The organism is Proteus mirabilis HI4320, from assembly GCF_000069965.1.
Classification (GTDB): Bacteria; Pseudomonadota; Gammaproteobacteria; order Enterobacterales; family Enterobacteriaceae; genus Proteus; species Proteus mirabilis.
This window is the reverse complement of sequence record NC_010554.1, coordinates 3158080-3174081: the sequence shown is the minus strand read 5'-3', so window position 1 is coordinate 3174081 and position 16002 is coordinate 3158080. Positions and strand designations below refer to the sequence as shown.

Genomic DNA, 16002 nt, shown 5'->3' with positions numbered 1-16002 from the left:
AACGTTGAAAAGTGAGGATATTAATCATCTTCGTCTTCTTGCACTTTTAACGGAAAGTTGGCACGGATAAGTAACCCGCCTTTCGTGCTATCGCCGAGTTCGACAAAGCCACCATGGGCATCCATGATCCGACGAATAATGGATAGACCTAAACCCGCACCGGTTGAACTTCGAGCTTGTTCCCCTTGAACAAAGGGTTGGAATAAACGTTGTCTATCTTCTTTGGCAATGCCTGGACCATCGTCTTCAACTTGAAACCAAGCATATTCTTCATTTTGATTACTTGTGATGCTTATCCAACCATGTCCGTAGCGTGTGGCATTAACAATCATATTGGTAAGCGCCCGTTTGACGGCAATTGGGTTTGCTGTGATATTGATAGGATAAGGGTATAAATGCTCTTCGCTGACTTTACCTGAGTTAGATTCAGCGCAGATCACTTCTCGCAATAGACCATTCATATCACATAATTCTAAAGACATCTCTTTGCCTGTGCGCATATAGTCTAAAAATTGACCGATAATGGCATCGCAATCTTCAATATCTTTATTGATAGAATCTGCAAGATAACTATCTTCAGGACTCATCATTTCTGTAGCAAGACGAATACGCGTTAACGGAGTGCGTAAATCATGGCTTACTCCTGCCATCACCAGTGTTCTATCATTATCTAATGAGCGAATATCTGATGACATTTGATTAAATGCTCGAATAATTGAACGCATTTCAGCAGTGCCAGATTCAGGTATTGGCGGAGGGATCACCCCTTTACCAATGCGTCGTGCTGCATATTCAACTTCATGCAATGGACGATTTTGAAAACGGTTATATAACCAGAAAAATGCCACTACGATGATGATAAAAATAATGGCTTGCCGATAAACGGGTAATAAGAAATTTTGCCCTAATTCGGTAAGTGGTACGCGTATCCATAGCGTGGGTGAGAGTTGGGTATTAATCCATAAAATAGGATACTCTAGGGTGTTTTCTAGCCAAATCGTCGTATCACTATTGAGATAATCCGTCATCTGCTGGCTAAGTTCTAAATCTTCTCTTGCCCACTCTAAACCAGCTTTTAAAGCGGCGTCTTTATCAAAAAATGAGATACCTAACTCGTTGTAAATTTTATTACGTAGAGCGGGAGAAATTTTAAGTGGGGTGCCATCGACTAAGATCAGTTCTTCCGGTACTAGCGTACGAATTTCATACGCTAATACTTTATTAAATTGCTGGAGGCTTGGCCCGACAATAAGATGCTGTACAACAACATAACTGGCTATCAAGCTAAAAAAAAGTAATGAGATAACCAGAAATAGAGAGCGAGTGAGCTTATTGTGGGGTGAAAGCCTCAGCCTTCTCATTATGATACGCTCGTTCCATCAGGTACAAAGACATAACCCAGTCCCCAAACCGTTTGAATATAGCGAGGATGGGTGGGATCTTCTTCAATCATGCGACGTAAACGAGAAATTTGCACATCAATAGAACGCTCCATCGCACTATATTCACGACCTCGCGCCAGACTCATTAATTTATCACGTGATAATGGCTCTCGGGGATGTGAAACAAGGACTTTTAATACGGCAAATTCACCACTGGTCAAAGGCATATGTTGATCTTCGTGGAACATTTCCCGCGTACCGAGGTTAAGCTTAAATTTACCAAATGAGACAATCGCATTGTCTTGTGAAGGTGCTCCCGGTAGTTCGTTGGCTTGGCGACGAAGCACCGCACGAATACGGGCTAATAGCTCTCTTGGGTTAAATGGTTTTGAGATATAATCATCAGCACCAATTTCAAGTCCGACAATTCTGTCAACTTCTTCCCCTTTGGCAGTCACCATAATAATAGGGATAGGATTGTTTTGGCTTCTCAAGCGACGACAAATAGATAAGCCATCTTCGCCAGGAAGCATTAAGTCGAGGACAATAAGATGGATAGATTCGCGAGTAAGTAAACGATCCATTTGATCGGAGTTTGCCGCGGTGCGGATTTGAAAACCCTGCTCTGTCAAATAGCGCTCTAATAGTGAACGTAGACGTAAATCATCATCCACAATCAGCACTTTATAACTGTCTTGCATCTTTAAGCTCCCGAAGTGCAAATGCTTTTATTAGCGAATTCTATCATTGATAAGAATATTAAACCAAAAACAAAGAATAAATATTAATGATTTATAGGCAAAACTTGTTCTGACTTTGTATCTTAGAATATCACACTATTTATTTATCTTATTCCGAATAATATTTGATAGATAATACGCAGTAATTAACGATGCCACCTGGCGTTTGCACGCTAACTTCATCATCCACTTTTTTACCGATCAGCGCTCTCGCGACAGGGGAATCAATAGAAATCCACTGTTTTGCTGGGTCAAATTCATCAGGGCCGACTAGTCTAAATGTCTTAATGTTTTCATCATCGTCTTCAAGGGTTACCCAAGCGCCAAAATACACTTTTCCTTCTTGACGAGGATCTGGGTCAACAATTTTTAATTCATCAAGACGTTTGGATAAAAAACGAACTCGTCGGTCTATTTCACGTAATCTTTTTTTACCATAGATATATTCAGCATTTTCCGAACGGTCACCTTGAGCCGCTGCTTCAGAGACCGATTGAGTGACGCGAGGACGCTCTTCTTTCCAAAGATATTTTAGCTCTTTATCCAAGGCATGCCAGCCATCACGAGTAATATAGTTACTTTTTGCCATTACCAATAAATACGATCATCAACATTGAATTTCATACAGATACTATAGCGCGAATCACAGAATAATCTGTTATTTTCCTCATAAATGTCATGCTTGGCCTATAATAAGCGGAATTTTTTTCTTATTGCGCGTGTATAATAGCCATCTTTTTTAACCACTCCTCTCGGTAGGTAAATATATTATGAATGAATCATTAAGCCGAATTATTGCACAAGAGCTATCAGTAAAGCCCCAGCAAGTACTTTCGGCCATTACGTTACTGGATGAAGGGAATACGGTGCCTTTTGTGGCCCGTTACCGAAAAGAGGTAACTGGTGGGTTAGATGATACTCAGCTTCGTCAATTGGAAACCCGCCTGAGTTACTTACGGGAACTCAATGATCGTCGCCAAACTATTTTAAAATCAATTGAAGAGCAGGGGAAACTCACAGAAGAATTACGCTCTTCGATTAATGAGACGCAAAGTAAAACAGAACTTGAAGATCTCTACCTTCCTTATAAACCGAAACGTCGTACTCGTGGACAAATTGCAATTGAAAATGGCTTAGAGCCATTAGCTGATTTGTTATGGAATGAACCACAACATACTCCTGAAGACGCAGCAAGTGCATATATCAACCCTGAAAAAGGCATAGATGATAGTAAAGCAGCCTTAGATGGGGCTCGCTATATCTTAATGGAACGTTTTGCAGAAGATGCTGGATTATTAGCTAAAGTTCGCCAATATTTATGGAAAAATGCGCATCTTGTTAGCAAAGTTGTTGACGGAAAAGAAGCAGAAGGCGCTAAATTTAGCGATTATTTTGATACTCATGAGCCGATTGCTCATGTACCTTCTCACCGTGCATTAGCGATGTTTCGTGGTCGTAATGAAGGTATTTTGCAGTTATCACTTAATCCTGATCCACAATTCGAAGAAGCCCCCAAAGAGAGCTATGGCGAACAGTTGATTACGGAGCATTTAGGTTTACGTCTTAATAATCAACCCGCGGATAGTTGGCGTAAAGCCGTTGTCAGCTGGACTTGGCGTATAAAAGTGTTAATGCATCTTGAAACTGAGTTAATGGGTCAGTTACGTGAGAAAGCGGAAGATGAAGCCATTAATGTGTTTGCACGTAACCTAAAAGATCTCTTAATGGCCGCACCTGCAGGTATGCGAGCTACGATGGGGCTAGATCCTGGTTTACGTACTGGGGTTAAAGTCGCGGTGGTGGATAGTACCGGTAAGCTGATTGCGACAGATACTATTTATCCTCATACCGGACAAGCGGATAAAGCCGCTGCTAGTGTAGCGGCATTATGTATTAAGCATAATGTAGAGTTAGTGGCGATTGGTAACGGTACTGCATCACGTGAAACAGAGCGTTTTTTTGCTGATACAGTAAAACGCTACCCAGAAGTTAAAGCACAAAAAGTGATCGTGAGCGAAGCCGGGGCATCGGTTTATTCGGCATCAGAGCTGGCAGCTAAAGAATTTCCGGATCTGGATGTTTCTCTTCGTGGCGCTGTTTCTATCGCTCGTCGCTTACAAGATCCATTGGCGGAATTGGTAAAAATTGATCCTAAATCTATCGGGGTGGGTCAATATCAGCATGATGTGAGCCAAACATTATTGGCAAAAAAATTAGATACTGTTGTTGAAGACTGTGTAAATGGTGTCGGTGTTGATTTAAATACAGCCTCTGTACCGCTATTGACGCGAGTGGCGGGGCTTAGCCAATCTATTGCTCAAAATATTATTGCTTGGCGTGATGAAAATGGCCGTTTTGTGGATAGAAAACAGTTACTCAAAGTGGCGCGCTTAGGGCCTAAAGCGTTTGAGCAGTGTGCAGGATTTTTACGTATTCGTGATGGTAAAAATCCACTTGATGCCTCTACGGTTCACCCAGAAGCCTATCCTATTGTTGAAAATATCTTGCAATCAATACATCAAAAAATTGATCAAGTCATGGGCAATAGTGCATTACTTTCACAAATCAATGCCAGAGAGTTTGTCACCGAGCAGTTCGGTTTGCCTACCATTAATGACATCTTAAAGGAGCTTGCTAAACCGGGGCGTGATCCTCGACCTGAGTTTAAAACAGCCACCTTTGCCGAAGGTGTTGAAACAATGAATGATTTAGTCAGTGGTATGATATTGGAAGGTACTGTAACTAATGTGACTAATTTTGGTGCCTTTGTGGATATTGGGGTACACCAAGATGGATTAGTGCATATTTCATCACTGTCGGATAGATTTGTTGAAGATCCCCATACTGTGGTAAAAACCGGCGATATTGTGAAGGTAAAAGTCCTTGAAGTCGATTTACCGCGTAAACGTATTGCGTTAACCATGCGTTTAGATGAAGTGGCTGCTGATAGTGATCATAAACGTCAGTCAGTGACTAAGGATAATGCTTCTAAACATAGTCGCGGGCAAAAACCGACCAGAAACCGCCAATCAAATACGGGTAACAATGCAGGTAATAGTGCGATGAGTGATGCATTGGCCGCAGCATTTGGTAAAAAACGCTAATATCTTATAGGTAGCCATCAATATTAACGTGAAGTAATAAATTGTATTACTTCACGTTTCATAACTATTCACTCAATCTATGGTTTGATGAATAAAAAGCCAAAAGTAATCAGCAATTAAATTATTTTGTTAATATAAAATATACTTTTAGTCTTTTGTCTTAGTCTGCTTTTATCTAACTTAAGGTATATTGCTAATATAATAGATAGAATATAACGTATTTTATCTTTATATTCATTTGTTGTTTCTTTTATCAACATTTTTCTATTTTCCCTATGGGTGATTAATTTTATATTAAAAATAAGTTGATCCCATTATTAACCTTACTACTGTTATGGTTTAATGGCGGGTAAAATAGAAACGTAAATTAAAATTTATCTTATTTTATTGTTCGTCATAGGATTTGCACAACAAAAAATCAATGACGATAGGTTTATTTCACCGATATTGGATGATGAAAATGACATTTAATAAATTATCATTAGGAGTAGTTTTACTTTCTGCTTCATTACTAGCAGGTTGTGCCTCAGAATCTTCTCGCTCTTTAGAGGTTGCTAAAGTGGCTACCTATAATACGACTTACTCAGGACCTAAGAGTGCCATTGCTATTGGTAAGTTTGATAACCGTTCTAATTACATGAATGGTATTTTTTCTGATGGTGTGGATAGATTGGGTAATCAATCTAAAACGATTTTAATTACACATTTACAACAAACAGGCCGTTTTAATGTTTTAGATCGCGCTAACTTAACGGAGTTAACACAAGAAGCGAAGATTAAAGGCCAAAGTCAGCAATTAAAAGGCGCAACTTACGTTATTACTGGTGATGTGACAGAGTTTGGTCGCAAAGAAGTAGGTGATCGCCAACTATTTGGTATCTTAGGACGTGGAAAAACCCAAGTTGCTTATGCCAAAGTGAACTTAAATGTTGTGAATGTGAATACCTCTGAAGTGGTGTTCTCTACGCAAGGTGCGGGGGAATACGAGCTTTCTAATCGTGAGATTGTTGGTTTTGGTGGCACAGCAAGTTATGACTCAACACTTAATGGTAAAGTGCTTGATTTAGCCATTCGTGAAGCGGTGAATAATTTAGTTGCAGGGATTGAAAGCCATGCTTGGCAGCCTGAGCAGTAACCCCAATTTTATAAGGATATAAAAATGTCAAAATCATTGCTGGGGTTGCTATTTGCCTCGTTGTTATTGGTTGGGTGCCAAGCGCCAAAGCCTCTTTATAACTGGGATAGTTATCAAACGGTGGTATATCAATATTATCAACAAAGTGAAAGTGATCCTCATGCGCAAATCGATGCATTGAAAAAAAGCATTGAGGTTGCCCGAGCGAAATCATTAGGCGTTCCACCGGGGTTACATGCACATTTGGGCATGTTATATGTGACCACTGGCGCATTAGACTTAGCCATGAGTGAGTTTGATCAGGAGAAAACTCTTTATCCTGAATCAGCAAAGTTTATGGATTTTCTGATGAAAAATAAGGGAGCACAAAAATGAATCGCATTTTAACGTTAGTTTTTGTGGCATTTGCTTTTGTGTTATCAGGATGTGCAGAGCCAGTCAAAACAGACTATACCGCCTTTAAAGCAAGTAAACCAAAAAGCATTTTAGTGCTGTTACCTAAAAATCAGACTCCAGAAGTAGAAGCTGCCCATAGTTTTTTATCTCAAGTGACTTATCCTTTGGCGGAAGCTGGCTATTATGTTTTTCCTGTCGCCGTTGTTGAAGAGACCTTTAAACAAAATGGTTTGTCAACGGGAAGCGATATCCAAGCGGTGAGTCCTAGTAAGTTACGTGAGATTTTTGGTGCGGATTCTGTGCTCTATTTGGATGTCACCCAATATGGTACTTCTTATCAAGTGATCGCCAGTGAGACGCGTGTCAGTGCCAGTGCTAAATTGGTTGATTTACGTAATGGTGCCTTACTGTGGAGTGGACATGCCAGTGCATCGAGTGCAGAAGGGGATACAGCATCGAATGGTTTGGTGGGCATGTTAGTTTCTGCAGTAGTGACTCAAATTGTTGATACTATTGCAGATAAAAGTCACGAAATTGCAGGAGTAGCAAGTGTGCGTTTACTCTCTGCTGGACATGCCAATGGGATCTTATATGGTCCTCGCTCTCCCCACTATGAAAAAGAGGGACAATAACAGTTTGTTATAGTGATTACTCTTTTAAAAGACGCGGTTTATATTGTAAATATAAGCCGCGTTTTTATTTATCTATTATAAATAATAATTATTCTTATTTATATTGGGTGATTTTATCTGCATTTTATATAAACAGCGTGAGACTACTGATTTGAGAGTGAAACATTAAGGGGGGAAATGATATATCGCAGAGAACTAACCATCCTTGGTTGATTGTCCATTTCCTTCCGTGGCGCATAATCCTTAATTCGGAATATATAAAGAGACGATTAAATAAGAGAAATATCAGAATGAATGCGAAAAGGTAATGGGGAGTGCTATCTTTCCTTGTAATATAGCGACCTTTATTCTTTTACTGAGCCTCAAATTTAAATCAAAACACGACTTAATTGGATATTAATCAATGTTTAAATATAGAGTATGTAATATTATAAATTAGGTAAAGGGCTAATTATCATTATAATTATAACTATCGAATTATGAGAGAATAAAAATATAATAAAATTAATAAAACGATATATTTATTTATTTTAAAGTGTATTTTGAGTAATATATTTTTTTTAATGTGTTATAAAAATAATCGAAAAAAGATGTATTATTAAAATGCGCTACTAACATATTGAATAAACTTAATTTATTCATAAATAAATTTTAACAGTAATACTATTTCCGTTTAATGTGATCTATATCATATTTTTTACTTGAGTGATTATTTACAGATAGAGTGAAAAGGTCAAAAACAGGATCTTTTTTTCTCTCGTGTTCAGTTAAGCATTTATTGGTTACACTATTATTTCTGGTGGTCATAATGTCTGTTGGCTGGTATGGCACATCGGCGGTTCACTTTTGGAAGGTAGAAGCATGTCAGAACAAACAATTATTTGGGATCTTGACCTGATCCATAAGTATAACTATTCAGGTCCGCGCTACACATCATACCCAACGGCATTGGAATTTAATCAGCAATATAGTGATGCGGATTTCGAACAAGCAACAAAGCGTTATCCCGAACGACCTCTGTCACTGTATATTCACATTCCTTTCTGCCATAAGTTATGTTATTTCTGCGGTTGTAATAAAATTATCACGCGCCATAAACATAAAGCTGATGAATATCTTGATGTTTTAGAAAAAGAAATTATTAATCGCGCTCGCTATTTTAAAAATAGAAAAGTGACCCAAATGCATTGGGGGGGCGGTACTCCCACTTTTCTTGATAAACAGCAAATTAGTCGCTTAGTCGCTTTATTAAGACAACATTTTCATTTTGTGGAAAATGCTGAGCTCTCTATTGAAATTGATCCCCGTGAGATTGAGTTAGATGTTATTGATCATTTACACAATGAGGGATTTAACCGCCTAAGTATGGGGGTGCAAGATTTTAATAAAGAGGTACAACAAAAAGTTAATCGTGAACAAGATGAAGCATTTATCTTTTCATTAGTAGCAAGAGCGCGTGAAGTGGGCTTTCATTCTACCAGTATTGATTTGATCTATGGGCTACCTAAACAGACTAAAGAAAGTTTTGCTTTTACGTTAAAAAAAGTGATTGAATTGTCCCCTGATCGCTTAAGTGTGTTCAATTATGCCCATTTACCTAATTTATTTGCCGCACAACGTAAAATTAAAGATGAAGATTTACCACTTGCAGAAGAAAAGTTAGAGATCTTGCAAGAGACTATCACCACACTCACCACAAATGGTTATCAGTTTATTGGTATGGATCACTTTGCTAAGCCTGATGATGAATTAGCGGTTGCACAACGCCAAGGTATTTTACATCGTAATTTCCAAGGATATACCACTCATGAAGAGTGTGACTTATTGGGAATGGGCGTTTCAGCTATCAGTATGCTGGGTGATCACTATGCGCAGAACGAAAAAGTGCTAAAAGAGTATTATGCTCGCGTAAATAGCGAAGGGCATGCGTTGTGGCGTGGACTCTCTCTAACTCATGATGATTGTATTCGTCGCGATGTTATTAAGACCTTGATTTGTAATTTCCATCTTAACTTTACTGAGATTGAAAATCTATATCAGCTTGATTTCCAAGATTATTTTAAAGAAGACTTAGCATTGCTTGCACCAATGGTAGAAGATGGATTGGTGGAGATCAGCGCAGAAAAAATTCAGGTCACTCCAAGAGGACGTTTATTGATCCGTAATATTTGTATGTGTTTTGATACTTATTTACGTAATCAAATGCGCCAACGCCAATTCTCTCGAGTGATTTAGTGGGCAAAAATAAAAGGGAGGGGAGTGACTTAAAACTCCTCTATACCTAACTCTTTTAATTTACGTGTCAGCGTATTTCTTCCCCATCCTAATAAACGAGCAGCATCTTGTTTATGGCCTTTTGTATAGGAAAGCGCACTGAGTAGTAAGGTGCGCTCAAATTGCGGTAGAGCGTCATTAAGAATATTTTCTTTGCCTTCACTGAATACCTCATCCGCCCATAATGAAAGATGTTGTGACCAATGTTGAGAGGAGACTCGAGGTATCGATTTGCTCTTCTCATCTGATTGGCGGATCTCTTGAGGTAAATCTTGCGGCATAATCTCTTGGCTAGCGGTCATAACCGTTAACCAACGACATACGTTTTCTAATTGTCTGACGTTACCTGACCAGTGGTATTCCATCATGCAATGTAAACTTTGCTGGTGGAGCACTTTGGTTTCAACACCAAGCTCTCGAGCGGTTTTTTGGAGAAAATAACGCGCTAAGCTTGGAATATCTTCTGTTCTATCACGCAGTGGGGGCAATTGAATACGTATTACATTGAGTCGATGGTAGAGATCTTCACGAAAATCACCTTCCATTACGCGTTTTTCTAAGTCTTGATGAGTCGCGGCAATAATACGCACATCGACTTTCACAGGGGCATAACCGCCAACACGATAAAATTGTCCTTCAGCCAAGACGCGTAATAAGCGGGTTTGAATATCCAGTGGCATATCGCCAATTTCATCAAGAAAGAGGGAACCGCCATTTGCTTGTTCAAAACGGCCTTGGCGTACTTGAGATGCACCAGTAAATGCCCCTTTTTCATGACCAAAAAGTTCTGATTCAATTAAGTCTTTGGGAATAGCCGCCATATTGAGTGCAATAAAAGGGGCTTGTGCTCTCGGACTATGGCGATGAAGAGCATGTGCAACTAATTCTTTACCAGTACCCGACTCGCCATTGATAAGCACACTAATTGATGAGCGAGAAAGGCGGCCAATAATGCGATAAACCTCTTGCATCGCAGGGGCTTCGCCAATCATGTCAGAGACAGATTGAAGGTTAGTTTCTGTTGTATTAGGTTGTTTTTGCTCTCGATAGTGCGTAATAGCACGATGAATGAGTGCAAGTGTATCATCAATATCAAAAGGCTTGGGGAGATAATCAAATGCCCCTTGCTGATAAGCATTTACCGCGGCATCAAGATCAGAATGCGCTGTCATGATAATAACCGGCAACGTAGGGTGTTGCTCTTTAACGCTTTTTAATAGAGATAAACCATCAATATCAGGCATACGAATATCTGATAATAATACATCGGGAAGTTCACTATTGAGTGCACTGAGGACGTCATTAGCGTGTTCGAAGGTTTTACATGTAAGGCCTTCTCGTGTAATGGCTCGCTCAAGTACCCAGCGAATAGAGCTATCATCATCGACAACCCATATATTTCCTTTTTGCATTGGTTATCTCCTATTTTATTGGCAAGTAAATAGAAAACTCGGTATTTCCCGGCCAACTGGTAAACTCAATTTTACCGGCGTGTTGGTCGACTAAGCTACGTGCAATGGATAAACCAAGGCCATTTCCGCCTTCTCTGCCACTGACCATCGGGTAAAAAAGCGTGTCTTGTAGATGAGGAGGAATACCCGCGCCAGTATCAATCACATCAATGCGAGCCACTAGTCGATGACGTTCACCCTGCAGTGTGACTTGGAACGCTGTTCGGGTTCGCAAAATAATAGTTCCCCCAGTTTTCTCCACTGCCTGTAATGCATTACGGGTGATATTTAACAATACCTGCTCAATCTGATCCGGATAGTGTGAAAGCTCAGGTAGACTAGGATCATAATCTTTGAGTAAGGTGACATTTTCAGGGCATTCTAATGTGATAAGTTGTGCAACACGCTCTACAACATGATGAATACTCTGAAAGGTTTTGGTGCCGGGATGTTGTGGACCGAGTAACCTATCCACAAGCGCTCTTAGGCGATCGGCTTGTTCAATAATGACTTGGGTATACTCAGTCAGCGCAGGATCAGGTAATGATTTTGCTAATAATTGAGCCGCCCCTCGTAATCCACCGAGTGGATTTTTAATTTCATGTGCCAGTCCCCTAACCAATTCCCTAGCCGCCATTTGTTGTGCTTGTTGTATCTGCTCTTGGCTTAACCGGCGTTGACTATCCATAGGCGCCAGCTCCAACAAAATGTGTTGCTCGGAAATAGGCTGGGCACTGAGCGACATAGTGTGTGATTGGTTATTAATAACCAAAATCACTTCGTTATCAGTGAAGCTTTGCCCATTTGCTAATGTTTCACGCATTAACTGTTCATCAAAAGAGGAATAACTAAACAGTGCGCTAAAAGGGGTTTCAAATAATTTGCGACGACTTTGAGCCAGTAATTGCAATGCAGCATGGTTTGCATAGCAAATAATAAACTCTTGGTTGATAACCAATACTGAGTGGATTAATGAATCCAAAATAAGTGTGTTATCAGGTAAATCCGCCGTTTCCATATTGAATACTCCCATTGCACCATTTTAGTGCATCTTACCTTTTTTTTCATAAATGAACAGATGCGTAATTTATTAACAGATGCCTCATTAGAGAGAAAAGAGCCCATCCGAAGATGGGCAAAATAGCTTCACGGCAACAAAAAAATCATAAGCAAAGTAAGTACTTTAACTATTGTGCGTTACGCACTGTAATACATTTCAAATTCAAGTGGATGTGGTGCCATACGAACACGCTGCACATCAGTACGTAATAGCTCAAGATAAGCGTCTAAAGCATCATCAGTGAATACACCGCCACGGGTTAAGAATTCACGGTCATTATCAAGGGCATTGAGCGCCTCTTCTAATGAACCTGCCACTGTTGGGATCTCTTTAGCTTCTTCTGGGGGTAAGTCATAGAGGTTTTTATCCATGGCATCACCTGGGTGAATTTTATTGATAATACCATCAAGACCTGCCATTAATTGAGCTGCAAATGCAAGGTAAGGGTTAGCTAAAGGATCTGGGAAACGCACTTCGATACGGCGTGCTTTCATGCTAGCGACTACCGGAATACGAATGGATGCTGAGCGGTTACGGGCAGAATAAGCCAGCATAACAGGGGCTTCAAATCCCGGCACTAAGCGTTTATATGAGTTAGTGGTTGGGTTAGTAAATGCGTTTAATGCACGAGCATGTTTGATAATACCACCAATGTAATACAGCGCCATTTCAGATAATCCGCCATATTTATCACCAGCAAATAAATTGACACCATTTTTAGACAGTGACATGTGGCAGTGCATACCTGAGCCATTATCACCCACTAAAGGTTTTGGCATAAAGGTCGCGGTTTTACCAAATACGTTAGCGACGTTTTGTACTACGTATTTATAAATTTGAGTTTCATCTGCTTTTTTGGTCATGGTATTAAAGCGGGTTGCCACTTCATTTTGACCTGCAGTTGCGACTTCGTGGTGGTGTGCTTCAACCACTAAGCCCATCTCTTCCATGATATTACACATGGTCGAGCGAATATCTTGTGAGGAATCAACCGGAGGGAGAGGGAAGTAACCTCCTTTTACCATTGGGCGATGACCTTTGTTACCTTCTTCATATTGTGTATTGGTATTCCATGCTGCTTCAATATCATTGATGGCATAAGAAGCACCAGAGATATCATTTTTAAAACGAATATCATCAAAAAGGAAGAATTCAGGTTCAGGGCCAAATAGGACGGTGTCAGCGATACCACTTGATTTTAAGTAGTCTTCTGCACGTTTTGAGATAGAGCGCGGGTCACGATCGTAACCTTGCATAGTGCCTGGCTCTAAAACATCACAACGAATAATTAATGTTGGATCTTGGAAAAATGGGTCAAGCATCGCTGTTGTAGCATCAGGCATTAGCACCATATCTGATTCATTAATGCCTTTCCAACCACCAATAGAGGAGCCGTCGAACATTTTTCCTTCTTCAAAGAAATCATCGTTAACTTGATGCGCCGGAATAGTAATATGTTGTTCTTTACCGCGGGTATCAGTGAAACGTAAGTCAATATATCTAACTTTATGTTCTTCAATCATGGATAACACATGTTCAAGGGACATAGTAACTCTCCTGGCGAATGGTTTTATTAAGTGCAGTGGCCTTACACATTTTTCGGTGAATTTTTTGCTCACCTAAATTCTATTGCGAAAAGCATGCCAACTTATCTAAAAAGGGATATATACTGTATTGATGAAGTTTAGTGTAGAATATCCCCCGTGATTTTTTAATTATTGCACAAATTTGGTGCAAATTAAGTCTGAATAGTTGCACAATTTTGGTGCAATCGGTTCAAGACGACTTATTTCTGAGGCGTGAAAAGGATCACAATTCAATTAATTGCATATTGTTAAGCAATCATTATTGTGATCTTGTTTAGTCTCTCGTCTAAAGCGTGTACAATAACACGCTTATTTCTACAATGCCTGAGGCAAATTTTGTGATCGAAAACTTGCGTAATATCGCCATCATCGCCCACGTTGACCATGGTAAAACTACTATTGTCGATAAATTACTACAGCAATCTGGCACGTTCGGTGAACGTGAAACCGTTGCTGAGCGCGTGATGGACTCTAATGATCTCGAAAGAGAGCGCGGAATTACTATTCTTGCGAAAAATACAGCGATTAAATGGAATGACTATCGTATTAATATCGTAGATACCCCAGGACACGCCGACTTCGGTGGTGAGGTAGAACGCGTTATGTCTATGGTAGACAGCGTTCTATTGCTGGTTGACGCGATGGATGGCCCAATGCCACAAACTCGCTTTGTGACACAAAAAGCGTTTGCTAACAACTTAAAACCTATTGTTGTTATCAACAAAGTTGACCGTCCAGGTGCACGCCCTGATTGGGTTGTTGATCAGGTCTTTGATCTGTTTGTTAACTTAGGTGCGACTGACGAACAACTGGATTTCCCAATTATCTATGCATCAGCATTAAATGGTATTGCGGGAACAGATTATAATGACATGGCTGATGATATGACTCCATTATATGAAGCTATCGTCAAATATGTAGAGCCGCCAAAAGTCGATCTGGAGGGGACCTTCCAGATGCAGATTTCTCAGTTAGATTATAATAACTATCTGGGTGTTATCGGTATTGGCCGTATTAAGCGCGGTAAAGTAAAACCTAATCAACAAGTGACTATCATCGATAGCGAAGGTAATACCCGCAACGGTAAAGTAGGTAAAGTATTAGGTCATTTAGGCTTAGAGCGTATCGATGTTGACGTTGCAGAAGCTGGCGACATCATTGCGATTACAGGTTTAGGTGAATTAAATATTTCTGATACGATTTGCGAAGTAGGTGCTGTGGAAGCATTACCTGCATTAGCCGTTGATGAGCCTACTGTTAGCATGTATTTCTGTGTTAATACATCACCATTCTGTGGTCGTGAAGGTAAGTTTGTTACTTCTCGTCAGATTTTAGATCGTCTGAAAAAAGAGTTAGTTCATAACGTAGCACTGCGTGTTGAAGAGACTGAAGATCCAGATGCATTCCGTGTATCAGGTCGTGGTGAATTACACCTATCAGTACTGATTGAAAATATGCGCCGTGAAGGTTACGAATTAGCCGTATCTCGTCCGAAAGTTATCTTCCGCGAGATTGATGGTCGTAAACAAGAGCCTTTCGAACAAGTCACTATCGATATTGAAGAGCAGCACCAAGGTGATGTGATGCAAGCGATGGGTGAGCGTAAAGGTGAAATGCGCGACATGCAACCAGATGGTAAAGGACGTGTACGTTTAGACTACATTATCCCTAGCCGTGGTTTAATTGGCTTCCGTACTGAGTTTATGACGATGACATCAGGTACTGGTTTACTGTACGCAACATTCAGTCATTATGACGATGTGCGCCCAGGTGAAATCGGTCGTCGTAATAATGGTGTGATGATCTCTAATGGTCAGGGTAAAGCCGTTGCTTACGCGCTATATAGCTTACAAGATCGTGGTAAGTTATTTGTTACTCATGGTGCAGAAGTTTATGAAGGCCAAGTTATTGGTATTCATACTCGCTCTAATGACTTAACAGTAAACTGCTTAACAGGTAAAAAACTGACAAATATGCGTGCTTCTGGTACGGATGAAGCGACAACGCTGACGCCACATATCAAGCAAACATTAGAACAAGCATTAGAGTTTATTGATGATGATGAATTAGTGGAAGTGACTCCACAATCTATTCGTTTACGTAAACGTCATCTCTCAGAAAACGATCGTCGTCGTGCTTATCGTAGCAAAGACTAATTTGTTATTCTGATAATATAATTCTTAGGGCGCGTTAAGCGCCCTGAGTTTATAAAACCCCGTCACTTCTGTGAAGTGATCCTAGC

Annotated in this window: 12 protein-coding genes; 6 read left to right on the top strand and 6 right to left on the bottom strand. The window is 40.0% G+C overall.

Features of this window, described 5'->3' with window-relative positions; genetic code table 11:
* Positions 1-20 precede the first annotated feature (20 nt).
* From envZ to greB, 3 genes are all read right to left on the bottom strand, one after another.
* Positions 21-1361 carry a two-component system sensor histidine kinase EnvZ gene (gene envZ, locus PMI_RS14295; RefSeq protein ID WP_012368538.1) on the bottom strand — a complete coding sequence of 447 codons (1341 nt, stop codon included), beginning with the start codon at positions 1359-1361 and terminating at the stop codon, positions 21-23.
* The gene (ompR, locus tag PMI_RS14290) at positions 1361-2083 is read right to left on the bottom strand and encodes an osmolarity response regulator transcription factor OmpR (RefSeq protein ID WP_004246792.1); all 723 of its coding nucleotides are present in this window, start codon (positions 2081-2083) and stop codon (positions 1361-1363) included. The genes envZ and ompR overlap by 1 nt, the downstream gene beginning before the upstream one ends.
* A gap of 148 nt (positions 2084-2231) precedes the next feature.
* Positions 2232-2711 carry a transcription elongation factor GreB gene (gene greB, locus PMI_RS14285; RefSeq protein WP_004246793.1) on the bottom strand — a complete coding sequence of 160 codons (480 nt, stop codon included), beginning with the start codon at positions 2709-2711 and terminating at the stop codon, positions 2232-2234.
* A 181-nt stretch (positions 2712-2892) separates the two neighbouring features.
* On the opposite strand from greB, the gene PMI_RS14280 reads away from it, so the two are divergent.
* The 5 genes from PMI_RS14280 (at position 2893) to hemN (ending at position 9624) form a co-directional block, all read left to right on the top strand.
* Positions 2893-5226 (top strand): Tex family protein, encoded by a 2334-nt coding sequence (locus PMI_RS14280; RefSeq protein WP_004250050.1) that lies wholly within the window; start codon positions 2893-2895, stop codon positions 5224-5226.
* 454 nt (positions 5227-5680) lie between these two features.
* Entirely contained in the window at positions 5681-6361 is a 681-nt protein-coding gene (locus tag PMI_RS14275; RefSeq protein ID WP_012368537.1) for a CsgG/HfaB family protein, read from the top strand.
* 24 nt (positions 6362-6385) lie between these two features.
* Positions 6386-6736: a DUF4810 domain-containing protein gene (locus PMI_RS14270; RefSeq protein WP_004246796.1), complete on the top strand. Its 351-nt coding sequence runs from the start codon at positions 6386-6388 to the stop codon at positions 6734-6736.
* Positions 6733-7389 (top strand): DUF799 domain-containing protein, encoded by a 657-nt coding sequence (locus PMI_RS14265; protein WP_004246797.1) that lies wholly within the window; start codon positions 6733-6735, stop codon positions 7387-7389. Before PMI_RS14270 ends, PMI_RS14265 begins: the two co-directional genes overlap by 4 nt.
* Positions 7390-8250: 861 nt before the next feature.
* The gene (gene hemN / locus PMI_RS14260; RefSeq protein WP_012368536.1) at positions 8251-9624 is read left to right on the top strand and encodes an oxygen-independent coproporphyrinogen III oxidase; all 1374 of its coding nucleotides are present in this window, start codon (positions 8251-8253) and stop codon (positions 9622-9624) included.
* A gap of 29 nt (positions 9625-9653) precedes the next feature.
* Here hemN and glnG read toward each other — a convergent pair whose 3' ends face one another.
* From glnG to glnA, 3 genes are all read right to left on the bottom strand, one after another.
* A complete protein-coding gene (gene glnG / locus PMI_RS14255) occupies positions 9654-11075 on the bottom strand; it encodes a nitrogen regulation protein NR(I) (protein ID WP_004246799.1) in 1422 nt (473 codons plus the stop codon).
* 10 nt (positions 11076-11085) lie between these two features.
* The gene (gene glnL, locus PMI_RS14250) at positions 11086-12132 is read right to left on the bottom strand and encodes a nitrogen regulation protein NR(II) (RefSeq protein WP_004249083.1); all 1047 of its coding nucleotides are present in this window, start codon (positions 12130-12132) and stop codon (positions 11086-11088) included.
* A 179-nt stretch (positions 12133-12311) separates the two neighbouring features.
* Complete coding sequence (glnA, locus tag PMI_RS14245; RefSeq protein WP_004246801.1) at positions 12312-13721, bottom strand: glutamate--ammonia ligase; 1410 nt, start codon at positions 13719-13721, stop codon at positions 12312-12314.
* Positions 13722-14080: 359 nt separating this feature from the next.
* Here glnA and typA point away from each other — a divergent pair, with 359 nt between their 5' ends.
* A complete protein-coding gene (typA, locus tag PMI_RS14240) occupies positions 14081-15916 on the top strand; it encodes a ribosome-dependent GTPase TypA (protein WP_004246802.1) in 1836 nt (611 codons plus the stop codon).
* Positions 15917-16002: the final 86 nt, after the last annotated feature.

Bases quoted from the DNA above. Each gene is read 5' to 3' on its own strand.
- glnG (WP_004246799.1), bottom strand. From the start codon at position 11,075: ATGCAAAAAGGAAATATATGGGTTGTCGATGATGATAGCTCTATTCGC.
- glnA (WP_004246801.1), bottom strand. From the start codon at position 13,721: ATGTCCCTTGAACATGTGTTATCCATGATTGAAGAACATAAAGTTAGA.
- greB (WP_004246793.1), bottom strand. From the start codon at position 2,711: ATGGCAAAAAGTAACTATATTACTCGTGATGGCTGGCATGCCTTGGAT.
- PMI_RS14280 (WP_004250050.1), top strand. From the start codon at position 2,893: ATGAATGAATCATTAAGCCGAATTATTGCACAAGAGCTATCAGTAAAG.
- PMI_RS14265 (WP_004246797.1), top strand. From the start codon at position 6,733: ATGAATCGCATTTTAACGTTAGTTTTTGTGGCATTTGCTTTTGTGTTA.
- typA (WP_004246802.1), top strand. From the start codon at position 14,081: ATGCCTGAGGCAAATTTTGTGATCGAAAACTTGCGTAATATCGCCATC.
- PMI_RS14275 (WP_012368537.1), top strand. From the start codon at position 5,681: ATGAAAATGACATTTAATAAATTATCATTAGGAGTAGTTTTACTTTCT.
- envZ (WP_012368538.1), bottom strand. From the start codon at position 1,361: ATGAGAAGGCTGAGGCTTTCACCCCACAATAAGCTCACTCGCTCTCTA.
- glnL (WP_004249083.1), bottom strand. From the start codon at position 12,132: ATGGAAACGGCGGATTTACCTGATAACACACTTATTTTGGATTCATTA.
- ompR (WP_004246792.1), bottom strand. From the start codon at position 2,083: ATGCAAGACAGTTATAAAGTGCTGATTGTGGATGATGATTTACGTCTA.
- PMI_RS14270 (WP_004246796.1), top strand. From the start codon at position 6,386: ATGTCAAAATCATTGCTGGGGTTGCTATTTGCCTCGTTGTTATTGGTT.
- hemN (WP_012368536.1), top strand. From the start codon at position 8,251: ATGTCAGAACAAACAATTATTTGGGATCTTGACCTGATCCATAAGTAT.